23 protein-coding genes, 2 pseudogenes and 1 riboswitch are annotated in these 20,773 nt (G+C 68.1%); of the genes and pseudogenes, 20 read left to right on the top strand and 5 right to left on the bottom strand.

Translation table 11 applies throughout. From position 1 onward, the window contains the following. The first annotated feature begins 13 nt into the window (after positions 1-13). The 12 genes from guaD to JGR78_RS00890 all read left to right on the top strand — a co-directional run bounded on the left by guaD (position 14) and on the right by JGR78_RS00890 (position 10,627). Positions 14-1,306 (top strand): guanine deaminase, encoded by a 1,293-nt coding sequence (gene guaD, locus JGR78_RS00945; protein WP_182805522.1) that lies wholly within the window; start codon positions 14-16, stop codon positions 1,304-1,306. A 109-nt stretch (positions 1,307-1,415) separates the two neighbouring features. Then, positions 1,416-2,849, top strand: a complete 1,434-nt coding sequence (locus JGR78_RS00940) for a Glu/Leu/Phe/Val dehydrogenase (protein ID WP_182805520.1) — start codon at positions 1,416-1,418, stop codon at positions 2,847-2,849. A gap of 221 nt (positions 2,850-3,070) precedes the next feature. Further along, positions 3,071-3,175: riboswitch (TPP riboswitch) on the top strand. A gap of 47 nt (positions 3,176-3,222) precedes the next feature. After that, the gene (gene thiD, locus JGR78_RS00935) at positions 3,223-4,017 is read left to right on the top strand and encodes a bifunctional hydroxymethylpyrimidine kinase/phosphomethylpyrimidine kinase (protein ID WP_182805518.1); all 795 of its coding nucleotides are present in this window, start codon (positions 3,223-3,225) and stop codon (positions 4,015-4,017) included. Continuing rightward, positions 4,014-5,003 (top strand): glycine oxidase ThiO, encoded by a 990-nt coding sequence (gene thiO / locus JGR78_RS00930; RefSeq protein WP_234450804.1) that lies wholly within the window; start codon positions 4,014-4,016, stop codon positions 5,001-5,003. Before thiD ends, thiO begins: the two co-directional genes overlap by 4 nt. After that, the gene (thiS, locus tag JGR78_RS00925; protein WP_182793236.1) at positions 4,981-5,178 is read left to right on the top strand and encodes a sulfur carrier protein ThiS; all 198 of its coding nucleotides are present in this window, start codon (positions 4,981-4,983) and stop codon (positions 5,176-5,178) included. The genes thiO and thiS overlap by 23 nt, the downstream gene beginning before the upstream one ends. Position 5,179: 1 nt before the next feature. After that, positions 5,180-5,944: a thiazole synthase gene (locus JGR78_RS00920; protein ID WP_182805516.1), complete on the top strand. Its 765-nt coding sequence runs from the start codon at positions 5,180-5,182 to the stop codon at positions 5,942-5,944. Continuing rightward, on the top strand, positions 5,944-6,543 hold the full coding sequence (locus JGR78_RS00915; RefSeq protein WP_182793250.1) for a thiamine phosphate synthase: 600 nt from the start codon (positions 5,944-5,946) through the stop codon (positions 6,541-6,543). Before JGR78_RS00920 ends, JGR78_RS00915 begins: the two co-directional genes overlap by 1 nt. Before the next feature lie 146 nt (positions 6,544-6,689). Beyond that, entirely contained in the window at positions 6,690-7,619 is a 930-nt protein-coding gene (locus JGR78_RS00910; RefSeq protein WP_182793238.1) for a HesA/MoeB/ThiF family protein, read from the top strand. Then, on the top strand, positions 7,619-8,557 hold the full coding sequence (locus tag JGR78_RS00905) for an ABC transporter substrate-binding protein (RefSeq protein ID WP_182793239.1): 939 nt from the start codon (positions 7,619-7,621) through the stop codon (positions 8,555-8,557). The genes JGR78_RS00910 and JGR78_RS00905 overlap by 1 nt, the downstream gene beginning before the upstream one ends. Further along, positions 8,554-9,222 (top strand): thiaminase II, encoded by a 669-nt coding sequence (gene tenA, locus JGR78_RS00900; RefSeq protein ID WP_182793240.1) that lies wholly within the window; start codon positions 8,554-8,556, stop codon positions 9,220-9,222. The genes JGR78_RS00905 and tenA overlap by 4 nt, the downstream gene beginning before the upstream one ends. Then, on the top strand, positions 9,219-9,902 hold the full coding sequence (locus JGR78_RS00895) for an ABC transporter ATP-binding protein (protein WP_182805514.1): 684 nt from the start codon (positions 9,219-9,221) through the stop codon (positions 9,900-9,902). Before tenA ends, JGR78_RS00895 begins: the two co-directional genes overlap by 4 nt. Then, positions 9,899-10,627, top strand: a complete 729-nt coding sequence (locus JGR78_RS00890) for an ABC transporter permease (RefSeq protein WP_182805511.1) — start codon at positions 9,899-9,901, stop codon at positions 10,625-10,627. The genes JGR78_RS00895 and JGR78_RS00890 overlap by 4 nt, the downstream gene beginning before the upstream one ends. 256 nt (positions 10,628-10,883) lie before the next feature. On the opposite strand, the gene JGR78_RS00885 is transcribed toward JGR78_RS00890, so the two are convergent. Continuing rightward, entirely contained in the window at positions 10,884-11,651 is a 768-nt protein-coding gene (locus JGR78_RS00885; RefSeq protein ID WP_182805509.1) for a cobalamin biosynthesis protein CbiX, read from the bottom strand. Next, entirely contained in the window at positions 11,648-12,220 is a 573-nt protein-coding gene (locus JGR78_RS00880; RefSeq protein ID WP_182805507.1) for a DUF4202 domain-containing protein, read from the bottom strand. Before JGR78_RS00880 ends, JGR78_RS00885 begins: the two co-directional genes overlap by 4 nt. Positions 12,221-12,322: 102 nt before the next feature. On the opposite strand from JGR78_RS00880, the gene JGR78_RS00875 reads away from it, so the two are divergent. Further along, positions 12,323-12,928, top strand: a complete 606-nt coding sequence (locus JGR78_RS00875) for a gamma-glutamyl kinase (RefSeq protein WP_182805505.1) — start codon at positions 12,323-12,325, stop codon at positions 12,926-12,928. Here JGR78_RS00875 and JGR78_RS00870 read toward each other — a convergent pair. Further along, the gene (locus JGR78_RS00870; RefSeq protein WP_182793246.1) at positions 12,889-13,368 is read right to left on the bottom strand and encodes a type II toxin-antitoxin system RatA family toxin; all 480 of its coding nucleotides are present in this window, start codon (positions 13,366-13,368) and stop codon (positions 12,889-12,891) included. The genes JGR78_RS00875 and JGR78_RS00870 overlap by 40 nt on opposite strands. Before the next feature lie 50 nt (positions 13,369-13,418). Between JGR78_RS00870 and JGR78_RS00865 the strand changes: the two genes are divergently transcribed. Continuing rightward, a complete protein-coding gene (locus tag JGR78_RS00865; RefSeq protein WP_182793247.1) occupies positions 13,419-13,613 on the top strand; it encodes a hypothetical protein in 195 nt (64 codons plus the stop codon). Between the two features lie 126 nt (positions 13,614-13,739). Then, positions 13,740-13,838, top strand: a pseudogene (locus JGR78_RS00860) (IS5/IS1182 family transposase); the annotation flags it as partial. Positions 13,839-14,272: 434 nt separating this feature from the next. Here the strand turns inward: JGR78_RS00860 and JGR78_RS00855 are convergent. Then, positions 14,273-14,770, bottom strand: a complete 498-nt coding sequence (locus tag JGR78_RS00855; protein ID WP_200559385.1) for an alpha/beta fold hydrolase — start codon at positions 14,768-14,770, stop codon at positions 14,273-14,275. Positions 14,771-15,024: 254 nt separating this feature from the next. Here JGR78_RS00855 and JGR78_RS00850 point away from each other — a divergent pair. Further along, positions 15,025-16,261: pseudogene (locus JGR78_RS00850) on the top strand (IS3 family transposase); the annotation flags it as partial. 334 nt (positions 16,262-16,595) lie between these two features. Next, the gene (locus JGR78_RS00845; RefSeq protein ID WP_182793829.1) at positions 16,596-17,576 is read left to right on the top strand and encodes an IS110 family transposase; all 981 of its coding nucleotides are present in this window, start codon (positions 16,596-16,598) and stop codon (positions 17,574-17,576) included. Between the two features lie 304 nt (positions 17,577-17,880). Here the strand turns inward: JGR78_RS00845 and JGR78_RS00840 are convergent, their stop codons facing one another. Further along, entirely contained in the window at positions 17,881-18,867 is a 987-nt protein-coding gene (locus JGR78_RS00840) for an MDR family oxidoreductase (protein ID WP_182806184.1), read from the bottom strand. Positions 18,868-18,984: 117 nt separating this feature from the next. On the opposite strand from JGR78_RS00840, the gene JGR78_RS00835 reads away from it, so the two are divergent. Genes JGR78_RS00835 through JGR78_RS00825 form a run of 3 tightly spaced genes read left to right on the top strand, consistent with a single transcriptional unit; the run spans position 18,985 to position 20,770 of the window. Continuing rightward, entirely contained in the window at positions 18,985-19,485 is a 501-nt protein-coding gene (locus JGR78_RS00835; RefSeq protein WP_182793827.1) for a helix-turn-helix domain-containing protein, read from the top strand. Next, a complete protein-coding gene (locus JGR78_RS00830) occupies positions 19,482-20,075 on the top strand; it encodes a 2-hydroxychromene-2-carboxylate isomerase (protein ID WP_182793826.1) in 594 nt (197 codons plus the stop codon). Before JGR78_RS00835 ends, JGR78_RS00830 begins: the two co-directional genes overlap by 4 nt. Next, the gene (locus JGR78_RS00825) at positions 20,072-20,770 is read left to right on the top strand and encodes an SDR family NAD(P)-dependent oxidoreductase (protein WP_182806182.1); all 699 of its coding nucleotides are present in this window, start codon (positions 20,072-20,074) and stop codon (positions 20,768-20,770) included. The genes JGR78_RS00830 and JGR78_RS00825 overlap by 4 nt, the downstream gene beginning before the upstream one ends. Positions 20,771-20,773: the final 3 nt, after the last annotated feature.

Raw genomic sequence — 20,773 nt, 5'->3', positions numbered from 1 at the left:
ACGAAAGCCCCCGATGACCAAGACCCTTCTGCGCGGCCGCGTGCTGAGCTTCCATGCCGATCCCGCCGAGACCGAGAACAGTCACCACTTTTGGGATAACGGCGCAATCCTGATCGAGAACGGCTGCATCCTTTCGGTGGGCGACTACGCCGACACCAAGGACCCCGAGGCGCAGGAAATCGACCATCGCCCCTACATCATCATGGCGGGCTTCGTCGATCCGCACATCCATTTCCCGCAGGTGCAGGTCGTGGCCGCTTGGGCCGCGCAGCTTCTGGACTGGCTGAACGACCACACCTTCCCCATCGAGGCGCAATACCGCGACCCCATCCATGCCGCCCGCATGGCCGAAGCCTTCCTCGATCAGTTGATCCTGAACGGCACCACCGCGGCCAGCGCCTTCTGTTCCGTCCACCGCGAAAGCGCCGAGGCGCTGTTTGCGGCCGCTGAAAAACGGGGCATGGCGATGCTGGCGGGCAAGGTCATGATGGACCGCAACGCGCCCGAAGCGGTGCTGGACACCGCGCAGGCCTCCTATGACGACAGCCGCGCGCTGATCGACTGTTGGCACGGGCGCGGGCGGCTGGAATATGTGATCACGCCGCGCTTCGCGATCACCTCGACGCCCGAGCAGTTGCGCGCCGCCGGGACTCTCGCTGCCGAGAACCCCGACCTCGCGATTCAGACCCACCTGAACGAGAACCGCGCCGAGATCGAGCTGACCATGCAGCTTTACCCCAAGGCGCAGGATTACCTCGACATCTACGACCGCTTCGGCCTTCTGGGTCCGCGCAGCCTGATGGGCCACGCAATCCACATGAACGACCGCGAAATCGCACGGATGGCGGAGACCGGCACAAGGGCGATCCATTGCCCGACCTCGAACCTGTTCCTCGGATCGGGGCTGTTCGACGACCGGGGGATGCGGGATGCGGGCGTCGTCACCGGGGTTGCCACCGACATCGGCGGCGGCACAAGCTGGTCGATGCTGGCAACGCTGGCCGAGGCCTACAAGATCGCCCAGATGCGCGGCCAGAGGATGCATCCCTTCGCGGCCTTCCACTGGGCCACGCGCGGCAACGCCATCGCGCTGGGGATCGAGGACCGGGTCGGCAGCGTCCGGCCGGGGCGCTTCGCCGACCTCGTGGTGCTGGACCCCCGCGCCACGCAGGCGATGCGGCTGCGTCATGACAAGGTGGACTCGCTGATGCAGGAATTGTTCATCCTGCAGGTCATGGGCGACGACCGGGCGGTGGTGGAAACCTATGTCGCGGGCCGGCCGATGAAGGCGCATCTGGCGAACTGACCAGCCGCATCGGCGGAACGTCACGCGATCGTGGACGAAAGCCGCGCGGGACGCCTAAGCTTCCGGCAGACAACGGCGCCCGCAGGCGCCCCCTGAAAGGACGCCCGCCATGAATGCTCCCTTTACGCAGCCGTCGTTCCGCGACTCGGTCGACCGGATGTTCACCCAGGCCGCGAGCCTCATGGACCTTGCGCCGGGGCTGGAGGAGAAGATCCGCGTCTGCAACTCGACCTATGTCGTCCGCTTCGGGGTGCGGCTGCGGGGCGAGATCCACACCTTCACCGGCTACCGTTCCGTCCATTCCGAACACCACGAACCCGTCAAGGGCGGCATCCGCTACGCGCTCAGCGTCAACCAGGACGAGGTCGAGGCGCTGGCCGCGCTGATGAGCTACAAATGCGCGCTGGTCGAACTGCCCTTCGGCGGCTCCAAGGGCGGGCTGACCGTGGACCCCCGCGCGTGGGAGCCGAACGAGTTGGAACAGATCACCCGCCGCTTCACCTATGAGTTGTCGCGGCGGCGGCTGATCTCTCCCAGCCAGAACGTGCCGGCGCCCGACATGGGCACGGGGGAACGCGAGATGGCCTGGATGGCCGACGCCTACAAGCGCCTGCACCCCGAGGACATCAACGCCCGCGCCAGCGTCACCGGCAAACCGCTGCGGCTGGGCGGCATTGCCGGCCGGGTCGAGGCGACGGGCCGTGGTGTCCAGTATGCGCTGCGCGAGGTCTTCCGCACGCCCGAGGTGCTGGAACGCGCGGGGCTGTCGGGTTCGTTGGAAGGGCAGCGCGTCGTCGTGCAGGGCTTGGGCAACGTGGGCTTCCATGCGGCGAAGTTCCTGTCCACCGAGGACGGCGCGAAGATCATCGCCGTGGCCGAGCGCGACGGCGCGGTGATGAACCCGGACGGCCTGAACATCGCCGACCTGCAATCGCACATGCACGCGACCGGCGGGGTCAAGGACTTCCCCGGCGCAAGCTTCGAAGCGGATTCGGTCAAAGCGCTGGAACTGGACTGCGACATCCTGATCCCTGCGGCGATGGAAGGGGTGATCCACGCCGGAAACGCCGACCGCATCCATGCGCGGCTGGTGGTCGAGGCCGCAAACGGTCCCATCACCGCCGAGGGCGACGAGATCCTGCGCCAGCGCGGCACCGTCATCCTGCCCGACCTTTACGCCAACGCGGGCGGCGTCACCGTCAGCTATTTCGAATGGGTGAAAAACCTGCAGCAGATCAGCTTCGGCCGGCTGGAACGGCGGCAGGAGGAAGCCCGCCACGCCCTGCTGGTCGAGGAACTGGAACGCCTCTCCGCCCACACGGGGCTGGGCTGGACGCTGTCCGAGGGCTTCAAGCAGAAATACCTGCGCGGTGCGGACGAACTGGAACTGGTGCGCTCGGGGCTGGACGACACCATGCGCACCGCCTTCCAGCAGATGGCGACCGTGCAGGCCGAGGACTCGCGCGTCCCCGACCTGCGGACCGCTGCCTACATCGTGGCGATCCGTCGCATCGCCACCAGCTACGGCGCGCTGGGGCTGTAGGCGGCGCATCGGGTCGGCACGGCAGCTTGGGGGCTGTCTGCCTCCGTCGCTGTTCCGGCGATTCTTCCGAGGATATCTGAAACTGTCCAAAACCGGGGGCAAAGTCGGATCAGGGTGGAAAGACCCCCCGGGAGCGTTGCGCGAGGATGGGCTGCGAGTCGTGAAATCCGGCGCCGACGCGGCTGGCTTGCGTTCCGCGCAGGCGCCGCTATGCTTGACGCCGACGCTCGTTGGGGCGCCCCGCGCGGGGCTGAGATGTGCAAGGCACAGCACCCATCGAACCTGATCCGGGTCATGCCGGCGAAGGGAACGGGCCATGCCGCGCAACTGCGGCTGCCATGTCCCCCTTTGCCGGCCATCGTTGGGGGAAGACATGGCGATCGCGCTGACCATCGCGGGGTCCGACAGCGGCGGCGGGGCCGGCATCCAGGCCGATCTCAAGACATTCTCGGCGCTGGGCGTCTATGGCGCCAGCGTCCTGACTGCGATCACCGCGCAGAACACCCGTGCCGTGACCCGCGTGGAAGGCGTTTCTCCGCAGATGATCCGCGCCCAGATCGAGGCCGTCTTTGACGACCTGAACATCGGCGCGGTGAAAATCGGGATGCTGGGGACCGCAGCCGCCACAAGGGCCGTGGCCGAGGCGCTGGAAGGACGCAGGCTGCCGCTGGTCCTCGATCCGGTGATGATCGCCAAATCGGGCGACCGGCTGATCGAGGATGACGCCATTGCCGCGTTGCGCGAGTTGCTGATGCCGCGCGCCACGGTCCTGACCCCAAACCTGCCGGAAGCCGCGCGGCTGCTGGGCCGCACCGTGGCCGGGGACACGACCGAGGCCGAGGCGCAGGGACGTACGCTGGCTGCGCTGGGCAGCAAATGGGTGCTGATGAAGGGCGGTCATGCCGAGGGCGAGACCTGCACCGACCTGCTGGTCGGCCCCGAGACCCGCACCTTCACCGCGCCGCGCATCCGCACGAAGAACAGCCACGGCACCGGCTGCTCGCTGTCCTCGGCCATCGCGGCGGGGCTGGCGCTTGGCCGGCCGGTCCCCGAGGCCGTGGAACGCGCTCATCAGTGGTTGCAGGGTGCAATTGCCGCCGCGGACAGCCTGCGGGTGGGCAGCGGCCATGGTCCGGTGCATCACTTCCACGAATGGTGGACGGCGTGACCGGGCGCTTCACCATCCTTGGCGCCGGGGTCATGGGGCTGGCGGTCGCGACGGAACTCGCCTCTCGCGGTCATGCCGTTGCGCTGGTGGACCCGGCGCTCGGACCCGGCGGGCACGGCTGTTCCTGGTGGGCGGGCGGGATGCTCGCGCCCTTCTGCGAATTCGAAAGCGCCGAGGAGCCGGTCCTGCGCCATGGCCGGGCCGTTATCGACTGGTGGGAGAGCCACACGGGCGGCGTTACCCGAAACGGCACGCTTGTGGTGGCGCTGGGGCGCGACCGGGCGGAGCTGGACCGCTTCGCCCGCCGCACCGAGGGCTTCGAGGTTCTGGGCGCCGACCGCATCGCCGGACTGGAACCCGATCTGGGCGACCGCTTCGACCGCGCCCTGTTCTTTGCGGCCGAGGCGCATCTGGACCCGCGCGCCGCCATGGCCGCGCTGCAGTCCGGCCTGATGGCGCGGGGCATTGCCGTCGCGGCGGAACTGCCCGGGGACGCGGGCGAGGTCATCGACTGCCGCGGCCTTTCCGCCCGCGACATCCTGCCGGACCTGCGCGGGGTCCGGGGCGAGATGCTGGTGCTGCGCTGCCCCGAGGTGAAACTGTCGCGGCCCGTCCGGCTTTTGCATCCGCGCGTTCCCATCTATCTTGTTCCCCGCGGCGACGGAGTCTTCATGCTGGGGGCAACGATGATCGAAAGCGACCGGCGCGGCGTCGTGACCGCGCGCTCGGTGCTGGAACTGCTCAGCGCGGCTTATGCGCTGAACCCGGCCTTCGGCGAGGCCGAGATCCTCGAACTGGGCGCCGATGCGCGCCCGGCGTTCCCCGACAACCTTCCCCGCATCGGCCGTGCCGATGGCCGCCTTTACGCCAATGGCCTTTACCGCCACGGCTATCTGCTTGCGCCCTCGGTCGCCCGGCAGCTTGCCGACCATATCGAGACGGGCGAGAAACCGGAGTTCTGGCATGAAACTGACGATCAACGGTGAAACGAAAGAGATCGAGGCGGCCACCGTCGCCGAGGCGCTGGCCGTGCTGGACCTGGGCGATGCAAGGGTCGCGACGGCGCTGAACGGGCAGTTCGTCCCGGCGGACGCACGACCGGGGACGGAACTGTCGCCCGGCGACACGCTTGAGATCCTGTCGCCGATGCAGGGAGGCTGAGATGCCGGTCTTCTACGGCAAGTCCATATCCTCGCCGCTGATGCTGGGCACCGCGCAGTATCCCAGCCCGGCGATCCTGGCCGCGGCCTTCAGCGCCTCTGGCGCAGGCGTCGCCACCGTCTCGCTGCGCCGGGAATCGGGCGGGGGGCAGGACTTCCTGCGCCTGATCGAGAAACTGGATGTCGCGCTTCTGCCGAACACCGCGGGCTGCCACACGGTGAAGGAAGCTGTGACCACCGCCCAGATGGCGCGCGAACTGTTGCGGACGAACTGGATCAAGCTCGAGGTCATCGGCCATGACGACCTGCTGGCCCCCGATGTCTTCGCACTGGTCGAGGCCGCGCGGGAACTGTCCTCGCAGGGCTTCAGGGTCTTCCCTTATTGCACCGAGGACCTGTCGGTCTGCGACCGGCTTCTGCGCGCCGGATGCGAGGTGCTGATGCCCTGGGGGGCGCCCATCGGCTCGGGGCTGGGGCTGAACAACCCGCTGGGCCTGCGGGCGCTGCGGGCGGCCTTCCCGGACGTGCCGCTGGTGATCGACGCCGGCATCGGGCGGCCGAGCCACGCGGCGGCGGCCATGGAGATGGGCTTCGACGCGGTGCTGCTGAACACCGCCGTCGCCAAGGCGGGCGACCCGGTGACGATGGCCCACGCGATGGCGCAGGCGCTCGATGCCGGCCGCGCGGCCTTCCTTGCCGACCCGATTGACGAGCGCGAGATGGCGACGCCCTCGACGCCCCTGATCGGCAAGGCGTTCCTGCAGTGATGCAAGGGTTGCCGCCCTTCTATCCGATCTTCGATTCCGCCGAGTGGATTGCGCGGGCGCTGGCGGTGGGCACGCGCATGGTCCAGCTTCGCATCAAGGATGCCCCCGAGGATGCGCTGCGGGCCGAGATCGCGTCGGCGCGCGACCATGCCCGCACGGCGGGGGCGATCCTTGTCGTCAACGATCACTGGCGGTTGGCCATCGAGCTTGGCTGCGACTGGCTGCATCTGGGGCAGGAGGATCTGGACGAAGCCGACCTGCCCGCGATCCGCGCCGCCGGGCTGCGGCTGGGCCTGTCCACCCATGACGATGCCGAGCTTGATCGCGCCCTGTCGCTGCGGCCCGATTATGTCGCGCTCGGCCCGGTCTGGCCCACGATCCTGAAGAAGATGCCATGGGCGCCGCAGGGGCTGGACCGCGTGGCGGAATGGAAGCGACGGGTGGGCGACGTGCCGCTGGTCGCCATTGGCGGCTTGACCCCCGAACGGGGCCGGGCGGCGCTGGATGCCGGGGCGGATGTCGTCTCGGCGGTGACGGACATCACGCTGAATCCTGATCCCGACATGCGGATGCGGGAATGGCTGAGGGCGGTGGCATGAGCGCGGGCGCGCCCCAAGACGGGGGTTTCACACACCCCCTCGGGCCTGACGGCCCCTTCCTCGCTGAGAACAGTCCACCGGACTGTTCTCCGGGCGCTCGGAACCCCCGTGGGATACTTCTCGAAGAAGAACGGCATCTGCGCCAGATGATCCTGCCCGAGGTGGGGGAGGCGGGACAGGCGCGGCTGCGGGGCGCGCGGCTTCTCGTTGTCGGCGCGGGCGGGCTCGGATCGCCGGCGATCATGTATCTGGCGGGTGCGGGCGTGGGGGCGCTGACCATCGTCGATCCCGACGTGGTCGAGACGACCAACCTGCACCGCCAGCCGATCCATGCCGGACGGGTCGGGTGGAACAAGGCCGACTCGGCGCGGGCCTTCGTCGCGGCGCTCGATCCCGGCGTGTCCGTGACGCCTGTGCTGCAGATGCTGAGGCCTGCGAACGCCGCGGCGCTGGTCGCCGGCATGGATGTTGTGCTGGACTGCGGCGACAGCTTTGCGATGAGCTACATCCTCTCGGACGCCTGCATGGCGGCGGGGGTGCCGCTGATCTCGGCATCGGCGCTGGGGCTGACGGGCTATTGCGGCGGCTTCTGCGGCGGGACGCCGAGCCTGCGTGCGGTGTTCCCCGACCTGCCCGAGCGGGCGGCGACCTGCGCGACCGCCGGTGTGCTTGGCCCCATTGTCGGGATGCTGGGCACCACGCAGGCGCAGATGGCGCTAGCGGTGCTGCTGGGGCTGGAGCACTCGCCCCTGGGCCAACTGGTCACGCTGGGGACGGGCCTGCGCTGGGGCGGCTTCCGCTTCGACGGTGCGCCCGAGCCCGAGGGCGGCTTCCGCTTCATCGACACCAGCGACATCCGCGAGGGCGACTTCGTGCTGGAACTGCGCGGAGAGGACGAGGCCCCGACGCCCGTCCATCCCGCCGCCCTGCGCGCCGACCCCGCCGCCCCGCCGCAGCCGCCGGAAGGAACGCGCGCCGTCATCGCCTGCCGGTCGGGCCTGCGGGCATGGCGGGCGGCCCGCATCCTTGCGGCCTCGCATCCCGACATCGTCCTGATCGCCACCGGAGACCGCTGATGAAGCACCTTCTGACAGCCGCGCTGATGGTGCTGGCCACGCCTGCGCTGGCGCAGGACAGGCTGACGCTGATGCTCGACTGGTTCGTGAATCCCGACCACGCCCCCATCGTGATCGCGCAGGAACGCGGCTTCTTCACCGATGCCGGGCTTGAGGTCGAGATCGTTTCTCCCGCCGATCCTGCCGACCCGCCCAAGCTGGTGGCGGCGGGCCGCGCCGATCTGGGGATCAGCTACCAGCCGCAACTGCACCTTCAGGTGCATGAGGGACTGCCCTTGCGCCGCGTCGGCACCCTGATCGGGATGCCGCTGAACTGCCTGATGGTGCGCGCGGACGGGCCGGTTCAGGAAGTGACCGATCTCAAGGGCCGCAAGATCGGCTATTCGGTCGCCGGGGTCGAGCAGGCGCTGGTCTCGGCCCTGTTGGCGACCGAAGGCATGACGCTGGACGATGTCGAGATGGTCAACGTCAACTGGGCCCTGACCTCGGCGCTTCTGTCGGGGCAGGTGGACGCCACCATCGGCAGCTACCGCAATTTCGAGGTGACGCAGATGCGGCTGGCGGGCGGCGAGGGCCGCTGCCTGTTCCTTGAGGAAGAGGGCCTGCCTGCCTATGACGAACTGATCTTTCTGGCCAATCCCGAGCGCATGGACCTTGACCGGGTGAACCGCTTCCTGTCCGCCTTGGAACGCGGCACGCAGTTCATGCTGAACCACCCTGAGGAGGCGCGCGAGATCTTCGCGGACCACGCCCCCGACCTGTCGGACGAGCTGAACACCCAGGCGTGGGAGGACACCTTTGGCCGCTTCTCGCTGTCGCCTGCCGCGCTGGACCACGGCCGCTATCGCCGCTTCGAGCAGTTCCTGCTGGACGCCGGGCTGATCGACGAGGTCTGGCCGGTCGAGCGGCTCGCGCTCGATCCGGGGACGGCGGAATGACGTATTATGGCCGCAGCTTCGCCGCATGGCGCACATCGGCTGATGCGTGGGACGACTATGTGCGCCATCCCTTCGTGCAGGGCTTGGGCGACGGGACGCTGCCGCGCGACGCGTTCCTGCGCTATCTGGTGCAGGACTACCGCTTCCTGATCCACTTCAGCCGCGCCTGGGCCTTGGGCGCGGTCAAGGCGGGGACGCTGGCCGAGATGCGCGCCTGCATCGCCACGGTGGATGCGCTGGTCAACCACGAGATGCCGCTGCACATCCGTCTCTGCGCCGAGGCTGGCATTACGGCGGACCAGCTTGAGCGCACGCCCGAGGCGCCCGAAAATCTCGCCTATACGCGCTATGTGCTGGAAGCGGGCTACAGCGGCGATTTCCTCGACCTGCTGGCGGCGCTCGCGCCCTGCGTGCTGGGCTATGGCGAGATTGGCGCGCGGCTTGCCCGGGAAGGCGCGAACACCCCCTACCGCGACTGGATCGAGACCTATGCGGCCGAGGATTATCAGCGTACCTGCCGCGAGGTCGGAGCACTGATCGACGGTGCCGTGGCCGCACGTCTGGGTGATGCGCCCGAGACGCTGCCGCGCTGGGGCGGGCTGGCGGATCACTTCGCCACGGCAACGCGGCTCGAAGCGGCGTTCTGGGGGTTGGGTCGGGCATGACCCCGGCCACCCCGCGGGTCTCGGGCGAGGTGCCGGGGCTGTTCGGGCCGCTGGCGCTGGCGCTGGAACCAGGGCGGCTGACCTGCCTGCTGGGGGCCTCGGGCGTCGGCAAGTCCACGCTGCTGCGGCTGCTGGCCGGGCTGCCGACAGGGGTCGAATTCAGGGGCGAGGTCTCAACCGTCCCCTGCGCGCTGATGGGGCAGGACGCGGGGTTGTTTTCCTGGCTGACGGTCGCGCAGAACGTGGGCCTCGGCTCGCGCCTGCGGCGGCAGCGCGGCGATCCCGCCCGCGTCGCCACGCTGATCGAGGCCGTTGGGCTGGAAGGGTTGGAGGACCGCCTGCCCGCGCAGCTTTCAGGCGGCCAGCGGCAGCGGGTAGCGCTGGCCCGCACACTGGCCGAGGACCGGCCGCTGGTGCTGCTGGACGAGCCCTTCTCGGCGCTGGATGCGCGCCTGCGGCTTGAAACCGGCGACATGGCGGCGGCGCTGCTGCGGGACAGGACCGTGCTGATGGTCACGCATGACCCCCCCGAGGCCGCGCGCTTGGGCGACCGCATCGTGGTCATGACACCCGGGGGCCTGCACGACCACCCTGCCCCGCCCGGCCCCGTGCCGCGCCGCCACGACGCGCCCGAGGTGCTGGCCGCGCAGGCCACCCTGACGGACAGGCTGCTCGCATGAGGGCGCTGCTTGCCATTGCCGCCGCCCTGCTGCTGTGGGAGGGCTTCGTGCGCGTCACCGCCCTGCCCCCATACCTTCTGCCCGGACCACTTTCGGTCGGAACCGCCCTGTGGGAATCGCGCGCCGAGCTTGCCCCCGCGGCGATGCTGACGGCGTGGGAGACGGTGCTGGGTCTGGCGTTGGGCGCGACGCTCGGCATCGCCACGGCGGCGGCGATGGTGGCCTTCCCGCGCCTCGGGCGCGCGCTGTCGCCCGCGCTGGTGGTCAGCCAGACGATCCCGGTCTTCGCGCTGGCCCCGATCCTGACGCTATGGCTGGGCTTCGGCATGGCGCCCAAGGTGGCGATGGTGGTGCTGATCGTCTTCGTGCCCGTGACGCAGGCGCTTTATGACGGGCTGATGTCGCCGCCCGCGGCGCAGATGGACGTCGTGCGGACGATGGGCGCAGGCCGCTGGGCCGAGTTGCGCCACCTGCGTTTCCCGGCGGCGCTGCCCCGGCTGGCATCCGGGCTGCGGCTGGGCGCCATCTATGCGCCGGTCGGCGCGGTCATCGGCGAATGGGTCGGCGGCGCGCGAGGCTTGGGCGCGCTGATGATCCAGGCAAACGGGCGAATGAAGATCGACCTGATGTTCGCGGCCTTGATCGTCGTCGTGGCGATGTCGCTGACGATCTACACCATCGTTGACCGGACGCTTGCGCGGATGCTGGAGAGGCGCGGGTTCTGATGCGAAAGGGATGGGGTTTGTCCCCGTCTTCGCCCTTATCGTGGCCCTCCTCAGCAGAAGCGGCCTCTCGGACCCATCCGACGCCAAGGCAGCCACGAGGGCTGCTTCCTGGCCCGCCTTCTGGCCGATCGGTTGGAAGGCCACGGACATTTGTCAGCCCTCCGAGAAAGTTGCAGACGGTCTCACATGATACCGGAGGAGGCCGAAGGCCTCGCGGGGACAGACAGCCCCCGCAAGGCAGCGGCAAAAGAGAACGTCAGCCGCCCGCAACCTCGGCTGTGGTGGCGGCCTTCTGCAGGGCGGCGGCGATCAGGCGGGGGATGTCGCCGATCGTGCCGATTGGAGGCGTTATGGGGCCGTGCCCATGCCAGCCCTGTGGGATGTCCTCGATCGTATGGCCGCCGTTGGTGGCGAAGAAGGGCAGGCAGACGGCGGGGCCTTGGGGCACGACATCGGAGAGGAAGGGCGCCTCCTCGATGAAGGCGGTGGTGACATGGGCGAAGCCCGCGCCACCCGGCAGCGCCTCTGCAAAGGCGCGGGTGCTGTTGGCAGAGGCGCGTGACCCCTTGGACCCATGGCCCACCACGACCAGCGTGGCACCTGCCGGGTCGATCCTCGCCGCCTGCGCCGCATCGCGGGCGGCCTTCGCGCCGATGACCGGCATTTCGGGGTCGAGCCCGAGTGGCGCGATCAGCTGCGCCCCCTCGACCCCGGCCTCTGCCAGTCGGCGCGGCGTCTCGCTGCGGACGAACCAGCCGTCGGCCATGAACTGCGGGAAGATCAACTGCACGCCCGCAAGCGCCGAAAGGCTGCGGCGGCAGGCAAGCGTGGCGCCCCGCACCGTCCAGCCCGGCATCAGCGCCTGCACCTTTTCGGCCAAAGCCTCCAGTTCGGGCTGCAGCGCGCCGGGATCGCCGGGTTGGCCATGGGCGACGATAGCGGCAAAGGGGGTGCCGGCGGGCTGGACCGGACCGGCGCCGGTCGCGCAGCGGCAGCCTTCGCAGGGGGGCGCGAGGTCGATCATCTTGCGTCCTCAAGCTCGAAGGCGGCGGCGAATTGCGCGGGCATCGGGAACTCGGCCAGCGCGCGGAGGCGGGCCTCGGGCGACATCTTGCGGGCGGTCTTCTGGACGATCACCAGCAGCGCGTCGGGTTCCTGCGTGGTGGCGAAATCGCCGAGATAGTGGCGGATGAAGGTAAAGCAGGCCACGTCCTCCAGCGCCTGCACGGCCGGGTCGCGCTTGATGCCTTCCTTCCGCAGCATCCGGCCGGCGTGGTCCACCTGATCCTCGGGATAGCCCGCATCGCGCATCAGGCCCATGACGCGCTCGGCATGGCGGCGGCCCTGTTCACGGCGCCAGGTCAGGTAGCCCTCGCGCCCTTCGGGGAAATCCTGGCGCGGCAGCAGCCAGCGCTCGATATGCTGGCCGCGGCAGGCGATGGCCAGGGCGTCGGTGGCGTCGGGATGAAGCCGCTCCTGCTCGGCCGTCATCCGCTGGCCGTAGAGCAGCTCGACCGGCTGGCCGTCTTCCAGCCGCGGATCGGCGGCATTGGCGGCGTCGATGGCGGCGAAGACCTGCTGGCGTGGCGTCATGCTGCGTTCCCTTGCGTTGCGTCCAACAGGTGCCACGGCGGCGCGGGCTTGCCAAGCCGCCCCCCGGCGGGAATACCGCGCCCAACAGGAAAGGTCCGTTCCATGCTGGGTTTCGTCGCCCCCCGCCTCGTGCTGCTGTCGATCCCCAAGACCGGGACCACCGCGCTTGAGGCCGCGCTTGCGCCGAAGGCCGAGATCGTCCTGCGGTCCCGCCCAGAGATCAAGCACCTGACGATGAGCCAGTACAACCTGCGGATCGAGCCCCTGCTGCGGAACATTCCCGGCTCCCGCTTCCGGGTCGCGGCGGTGGTGCGCGAGCCGATCTCGTGGCTGGGAAGCTGGTATCGCTATCGCCAGCGGCCGCAGACGCTGGGCCAGCCGAACAGCACCATCGGCATCAGCTTCGAGGGCTTCATCCAGGACTACCTTTCAGACGAGCGCCCGCCTTACGCGGCGCTGGGGCGGCAGTCGGGCTTCCTGTCCCCTGCCCCGGGCAAGCGCGGGCCGGACATCCTGTTCCAGTATGAACGGATGGACGAGGTCCTCCGCCACTTCGAGGAGGTGCTGAAGACCGAACTGAGGCTGAACCGCGTCAATGTCTCGCCCACCGCGGACATGACCCTGTCCGAAACCACCGCTTCCCGGCTGCGCGAGGTGCTGGCAGACGACTACGCCCTGTGGGAATCCGCCGCCCGGCCTGCGCCGTAAAGCTTCTTCGCCCGCTCCTCGAAGGCGCGGACGATGCGGTGCATCGCTTCGCCGAAGACGACGCCGATCACCTTTCCGAGAAGGGCGCTGCGGAACTCGAAATCCACGAAGAACCCGACCTCGCAGCCGCCCTGGGGGCGGTCGGCGAACGTCCATTCGCTGTGCAGATGGGTGAAGGGGCCGTCCAGGTAGCGGGTGTCGATGCGCTTTTCGGCCGGAAACAGCGTGACCCGGCTGCCGAAGCGTTCGCGGAAGACCTTGAAGCTGATGACCAGATCGGCCTCGATCACCTCGGAGCCGTCGGGCTGCTGCTGACGCGAGCGGATGCGGGCCGCGGTGTTCCACGGCAGGAACTTCGGATAGCTTTCAACATCCGCGACGAGGTCATACATCTGCTGCGCGGTATGGGGCAGCACTCTGGTTTCGGCGTGGCGGGGCACAGGCGGTCCTTTGGCGTCAGGCGGGGCTTGTCTAACAGAGGTCGAGCAGGATGAACAACATGATCTGGCTGATGCGGGCCGCGCGATGGGTCCGCAATCCGCCTTCGGCGCGCCAGGCGGCAATGGTCGCGGCCATTGTGGCGGTTGTGGTGGCGATCGGGACGATCGAGTGGATGGGCTGGGTGCCCGACTGGGCGCAGATGGACCGCCCCGGCCACGGTGGCCCGCGCGTGCCGATGCCCTGACGCGCTGCTCTAGCCTCGGCGTCCTGCGTCGCAAAGCACAAGCACGCCACAGGCGTCGCTAGCTGTTCAGTCCCATTGTTTCTGAGCGCTCGACATGGATCAGAACTCCGCAAGGAGTTCTGATCCATGAGCAACCTTTTCTGGCTGTCCGCGGGGGGCAAGTCAGAGCGCTTGAGGCCTTTCTTTCCGAAAGGCCATGGCAAGCCCCGGGTCGATGACCGGCGCTATGCCGATCGCAAGGCACGGCAGAAGTAGGTCGTCCTTCCTCCCTGCACAGAGAGCCTTTGCCCGGGCGGCTTGACCGACCGGCGAAGTCACCTTCCCGATCACGGACATGACTGCTGCGGCTTTTGTCTGATGGATCATGTGGCCCGCGCCGGGGACACAATGAACGCTGCTGTGCGGGGTATCCTCGTGCAGCCGGACTGACTGATCTTCCGCATCGACAGGACGGTCCTCAGCGCCTGCCACGATGGCGACCGGCATCTTGAGCAGGGCGCAGGTGTCCTGGGCCGCAAGAGCATCCGGAACCATCAGGGCCGACTCCGCGGTGCTTGCCCAGAGTTGTGAGGGACGGATGGCCATGGCCTCCGGAAACCCCGCGAACTTCGTCGGCACCGGCCGGGGCCCGAAGATCTTCCGCATCAGGAGTGGCCTTGTCAGTCGGCTCGGGACCGCGAGATCGTATGGCGGATGACGTCGCCCACCGCCGGAGCCGCCACGCAGAGCCAGTAGCAGCCTGACGCCAGCACGAGCCCTCCAACCAGATCGGGATATTTGAGGGCAAGGGCAACGCGGCCAGGCAACCTCCAGGAATGGCCGAGAACCGTCGCACGCTCGATGCCGAGTTGCGCAGGCGCGTCATGGATCAGGTCGGCCTGCGCCTCGGCTGTCCGGATCCTGTTCCGCGGGCGCTCGCTGTGCCCGTAGCCCGGCCGGTCGAGAACGATCACCCGATGCTTCCGGGCCGCAAGCTCGATGATGCCGCTTGTCGCCAAGTCCCAGATCATGCTGCCGTTGCCATGCAGCAGGACCACAGGCGCTCTTGTACCGCGCTCCATATAGTGGAGACAGACGCCAGTCACGTTCAGGAAGTTCTCAGCGGGAAGATTGTCGCGCTCGGCCTTCCGGGCGAGAAGATGATCGGCAACCGCCACGGTGACAGGCCGACAGCAGTGAGGCCGACGACGGCGGTCCGCGTGGACAGGCGGGAGAAGGGTGGCCACTTGCTTGCCCCGGCGCCCGGTTCCGAATGCACTTGCCTGCGGGATTGAAAGCTCGGGGAAACATCCGATTTGAAGAAGCGGCGTTGAGGCGCCGGTGCGCGAGATCGCGCTGCAGTGCTTGGCCTGCCCCTCCGAAAGTTGTCCTTTTCTGAAGCATGTTTTCGAGCCAGCTGGATGACGGAGGGATGGCGCAGAAGAAGCACAAGCCGGAGGAGCTTGCCGCGCGCAGATCCGGCAGGTCGACCTGTTGGTGTCGCAGGGCCGGTCGGTGGCCGAGGCGGTGCGGTCGATCAGGGTGACGCAGTTCACCTGCTCCCGGCGGCGCAAGGAGTTCGGCGGGCGGAAGGGCGACCAGCTCAAGCGAAGGAGCCGGAGAGGGAGAATGGGCGGCTGCGCAAGGCGGTGTCGGAACTGACGCTGGAGAAGCTGATCTTGAGAGGTGGGGCCTGTGGCCGAACGCCTCGGGAAACTTCCAGGTCCCGCCCGCCGCCGTGCTTGCATCGCGCATGTTCGGCAGACGTTCCAGGTGTCGGAGCGCCTTGCCTGCCGCGTGCCCGGGCAGCATCGCTCGACCCGAGCCGGAAGGTGCCGCGCGGGCAGGCCGATGAAGAGGCGCTGACTGCTGACATCATCGCACGCGCCGGCAGGGCCGCTCCGGCTGCCGCCGGATCACGGCGTTGCTCCGCAGCGCGGGCTGGGCGATGGACGTGAAGCGGGGGGGGAAGGGTCGACGCCTGCGTCGACGGCGGCGGGAGGGGCTGAAGGTCCCGCACAGGCAACCGAGGAGGGCGCGCCTGTGGCTCAACGACGGATCGTGCCTCGTCTGCGGCCAGAGCGGCCAGAGCACGGCTGGTCTTGCGACTTCGCCGGGGTCCCGGACCCGGGACGGCAGGAGGTTCCGCATGCGCGACCTGATCGACGATTTCACCCGGGAATGCCTTGGCCATCCGGATCAGCCGCAGGCGCCGGTCGATGGATGTCATCGACGTGCTGTCGGACCGGTTCATGCCTCACGCGGCGTGCCCGATCACATCAGGTCCGACAAGGGCCCGGAGTTCGTGGCCAGGGCGGTGCGCGACGGGATCGCCGCGGTCGGCACCGGCACGGCCTGCATCGAGCCGGGGTCACCTCGGGATGGCGGAGGATCAGGAAACAGTCCGGGGGACTGTTTCCCGGACGATTGGCTGCTGCGAGAGCTTCAACGCGAAACGCCGCGACCAGCGGCTCGATGGGAAGATCTTCTCCCGCCGCGCCGAAGCAAGGATCGTCATTGAGGCGCGGCGGCGCCATTACAACACGAAACGCCCGCATCCATCCCTGGGCCGCCGGCCGGCCGCCCCCGAGGTCCGGCAGGGACCGGCTTCGCCACCCCGAACCCCTTCGCCAGCTCCCCCCACCACAGCGCCGAGACCCGTCATGCACCAGGATTGGAAATGGACCACCTCAGTGGAGCAGGCCAGTCAGACGCCTGATCAGGGCTGTATCAGCCAGCCGATGCCAATCCCGGCGGCGGCGCAACCAAGGCTGAAATCCACTTAGCAGCAGACCAGACACGGGTCAGACAGAGCGAGACAGATCTCTTTTTATCTTGTCCGTGGGACGTGCCCATCAGCGGAACGTCTCCCCGGGCAGCCCACGATGTGGGAAGTTCGGGTGGGGATTGGACCGTCAGGCCCTGGGTTTTTCAGAGCCGAGAGCAAGTTGGGTCGGCCCCCTTCAACGGTTTTGGGCCTGAACAGATAAGAGGGAGTCTTTGATGTTCCGGATAAAAGGAAAGGCGACGACCAATCAGACCCCATCAGAAGCGGTGATGGTTGGCGTCGGTGTCAGGAAGACGTGGCTCGACGTGTTTTTGCACCCTATGGGGGAACGTGTCCGTGTCGGGAACGACGCCACGGGCATCGGCAAGCTTCTGACGTGCTGCTTGGCCCATTCCGCCGGGCTCGTGGTGATGGAAGCGACCGGCCGGTATCATCGCGCGGCGCACGCCGCCTTGCATGAGGCGGGTATTCAGGTCGCGATCGTCAACCCGTATCGCACCAAGTGGTTCGCGGATGTGCTTGGCCGTCTTGCCAAGATGGACGAGATTGACGCCGAAGTCCTGGCCCGGTTCGCGACCATCATGAAGCCTGCGCCCACCGAACCGTCCTCAGCAACAATGGCTAGGCTCAGAGAGGTCGTTGTTGCCCGGCGCCAAGTGATCAGCGAGCGTCTCGTGCTGGAGAACCAATGCGAAGAGGCATCCTCAGACATCGTGAAAGACCTTCTATCCGAACGGATTGCCCTCTGCCGACGACATTGCGACATTCTCGATGCCGAGTTGCAGGCGGTTCTGAAGACAGACCCGCAGATCGCGGGGCGATACGCAATCCTGACGTCAATCCCCGGCATCGGTCCGACAACAGCGGCGACGCTTCTGGCGGAGATGAAAGAGCTGGGCAGCGCCAATGCAGGCGAGGTCGCAGCCCTTGCCGGACTGGCGTCCATGAACCGGGATTCGGGAATGATGAGGGGCAGGAAGACGGTCCGCGGCGGGCGGGTCATGGCCCGGAACACCCTCTACATGGCAAGCGTCAGCGCAGTCCGCTGGAACCTTGATCTCAAGGCGTTCTACGAACGTCTGCGAGAGGCAGGCAAGCCGTTCAAGGTTGCGATCACGGCCGTCATGCGAAAGCTCCTGATCCTTGCGAACACCTTGCTGAAGGAGGGCAGGGCCTGGTCGGCGACCCCGCCCTGAACCAGCCTTTGGCTGCGCAGTCCCGGGCCTCAGCAGTGCGGGACGGAACTGCCATTCGCCGCAGGCCCAAAGTCGGTCTGCGAAAGAGGTCATCGCATCGCTCTGACGGTCAGAAAGCAGCCCTTTGCATGCGTGGCTTGGCACTCGCGGCAATCATCCGGAGCAGACACTCGGCGCCGCTTGCAGCGTCTTTGTTTCCCGCTCTCGGCGGCTGGTCAGGACCGGACTTCGCGGGCGCGGCGCTCAGATCAGCCCGCCGAGGCTTGCCGAAGATGAGCCACGTCCAGCGACCGCTGCCTGACTCTCAGCGATTGACGTCGACGACCGTCCGGCCCCGAATGCTGCCCGAAAGAATGCTGCGCGCGACATCCGGCGCCTCCTCCAGACCCACGGTCGTCACCATGGCGTCCAGCTTGCCAAGGTCGAGGTCGCTTGCCAGTCGCGTCCATGCCTCGATCCGCTTCGCCTTCGGGGCGTTGACCGAGTCGATTCCTGCCAGCGTCACGCCGCGCAGGATGAAGGGCAGGACGCTGCCCGGCAGGTCCACACCCTGTGCCAGCCCGCAATTGGCAACGACACCGCCGTATCGGGTCTGCGCCAGCACGTTGGCCAGCGTATGGCTGCCGACGGTGTCGATCGCACCGGCCCAACGTTCCGTTGCGATCGGCGCACCCTGTTGCGACAGCGTGGCGCGGTCGATGATCTCGGCTGCGCCCAGAGCGGTCAGATACTCGGCTTCTTCCGGTCGTCCGGTGGAGGCGATGACGCGGTAGCCGAGCTGGGCCAGCAGCGCGATCGCAACCGACCCGACACCGCCACTGGCGCCGGTGACCAGCACGTCGCCCTTGTCCGGCGTCACGCCGCCATGTTCGAGGGCAAGGACCGACAGCATCGCGGTATAACCCGCCGTCCCGATGGCGGCCGCATGGCGGGTATCGATGCCCGCAGGCAGCTTGATCAGCCAGTCGGCAGGCACCCGCGCTTTCTGCGCGAAGCCGCCGTCATGTGTCTGGCTGAGGCCCCAGCCATTCAGCACCACCGCGTCGCCGGCGGCGAACTCGGCGCTGTCCGAAGCCTCGACGACACCCGCCAAGTCGATGCCGGGGATCATCGGGAAACGCCGGATGACCGGCGATGCGTTGGTGATCGCCAGCCCGTCCTTGTAGTTGATGGTCGAGTAGTCGACCCTGACCGTGACCTCTCCGACATCAAGATCACTGTCCTCAAGCATCACGAGTTCGGTCGTGACGCCTGCATCGGTTCGGCTGGCGCGGATGGCACGGAACGGCATGGCTCTCTCCTGACAGTTCGCGGCAAGGGCGCGGCGATGCTGCACCCGGTCGGGGCGCTTGCGTATGGCGTTGCCTCTACTTAATTCAATAATTGAACTGAGTCGAGGGCCTGCCTGATGAAGCCGAAATCCTTTGCCGGAATGCGATGCTCGATCGCCGGGGCGCTGGAACTGATCGGCGACCGATGGACCCTGCTGCTGATCCGCGACCTTTCGCTGGGGCTGCGCCGCTACGACGATCTGCGGGCCAGCACCGGCATTCCCGCAGCGACGCTTGCCGCCCGGCTGAAGCACCTCGTCGCGCATGGCATCGTCGAACGGGCGCGCTATCAGGATCGTCCGCCGCGCGACGAATACCGCCTGACCGCCAAGGGCCGCGACCTGTGGAAAGTCAGCGTCGCGCTGCGTGAATGGGGTGATCGCTGGAATGCGACCGGCCTTGGCGCGCCGCCTGTCGAGATGGTCGATCGGGAGACCGGGCGCCCCCTGACGCTGGCGCTCGTCGATGCCGAAACCGGCGCTCCGGTGCCGCGTGGTCGCGCCCGGCTTCGACCCGGTCCGGCGGCGGATGACCGCACACGCCAACTTCTCAATCAAGGCACAGGAGCAGGCGAATGAGGCAATCGATCGAGTTCTTCTATGATTTCCGCAGCCCCTACAGCTACATGGCCTTCACCCAGCTGACCGGGATGGATGCCGATATCGCGCTGCGGCCGATCAGGGTCCTGAAGCTGATGGAACTGGTCGGCAACGTCCCGACCACGATCACCTGCAAGGCGAAAGGGGCCTACGCCCGCGCCGATCTGGCGCGCTGGGGGCAGCGCTATGGCGTGCCGCTCAACCCCTCGGAGATGCGCGCGAACGATGGCGATGCCTGTTCGCGGGCGGTCCTGGCGGCGCAATCCCCGGCTGATGCCGCGACAATCACGCTGGCCCTCTATCGCGCGATCTGGAGCGAAGGAGAAACGCTCGCAACGGCCGATGACATCCTTGCGGTGATCGCGGCGGCCGGGATCGACGCAGGCCCGGTCGCCAGTCGGATCGACACGCCGGAGGTCGCCGCGCAGCTCGACGCAAACACCGCCGAGGCCGCCGAGCGCGGCGTGTTCGGCACACCCACCATCTTCGTCGGAGACGCGATGTTCTTCGGCAACGACCGGCTCGATTTCGTGCGCGAGGAACTCGCGCGCCAGGAGGACGCGGCATGACAGGCACGACCAAACCTCTCGCCCTCGTTACCGGGGTCGGTCCCGGCACCGGCGCCGCGATCGCACGCCGCTTCGCCGAGGGTGGCTATCGCGTGGCGATGCTGGCCCGCGACAAGGACCGTCTCGCCGCGCTGGAGAAGGAGATACCGGACTCGATCGCAGCGCCGTGCGACGTCTCCGACGCCGCAGCTCTGGCGCGCGTGATCGCCGAGGTCGGCAACCCCAAGGTTGTCGTCCACAACGCCGTCGGCGGCGCGTTCGGCACGTTCACCGAGGTCGAGGCCGAAACGCTCCAGCGCAACTTCGAGATCAACACGATGGCGCTGTTCCACCTCGCGCGGCTGACGACGCCGGCGATGATCGCGGCGGGCGAAGGCGCTCTGATCGTCACCGGCAACACCTCCGCCATGCGTGGGAGCGCCGGTTTCGCCGGTTTCGCCCCGACCAAGGCCGCGCAGCGCATCCTGGCGGAGTCGCTGGCGCGGGACCTGGGGCCGAAGGGCATCCATGTCGCCTATCTGATCATCGATGCGGTGATCGACGTGCCGTGGCAGCGCGAGCAACTGCCCGACGCCGCGGACGATTTCTTCATCTCGCCCGCCTCGATCGCGGCCGAAGTCCATCATCTCGCGCACCAGCCGCGCGACGCCTGGTCGTTCCTCGCCGAGGTCCGCCCCTTCCACGAACCGTGGTAAGCG

This window comes from Paracoccus sp. MC1862 (assembly GCF_016617715.1).
GTDB lineage: Bacteria > Pseudomonadota > Alphaproteobacteria > Rhodobacterales > Rhodobacteraceae > Paracoccus.
The sequence above is the reverse complement of the archived record's forward strand: the minus strand, read 5'-3'. Positions and strand labels throughout refer to the sequence as shown.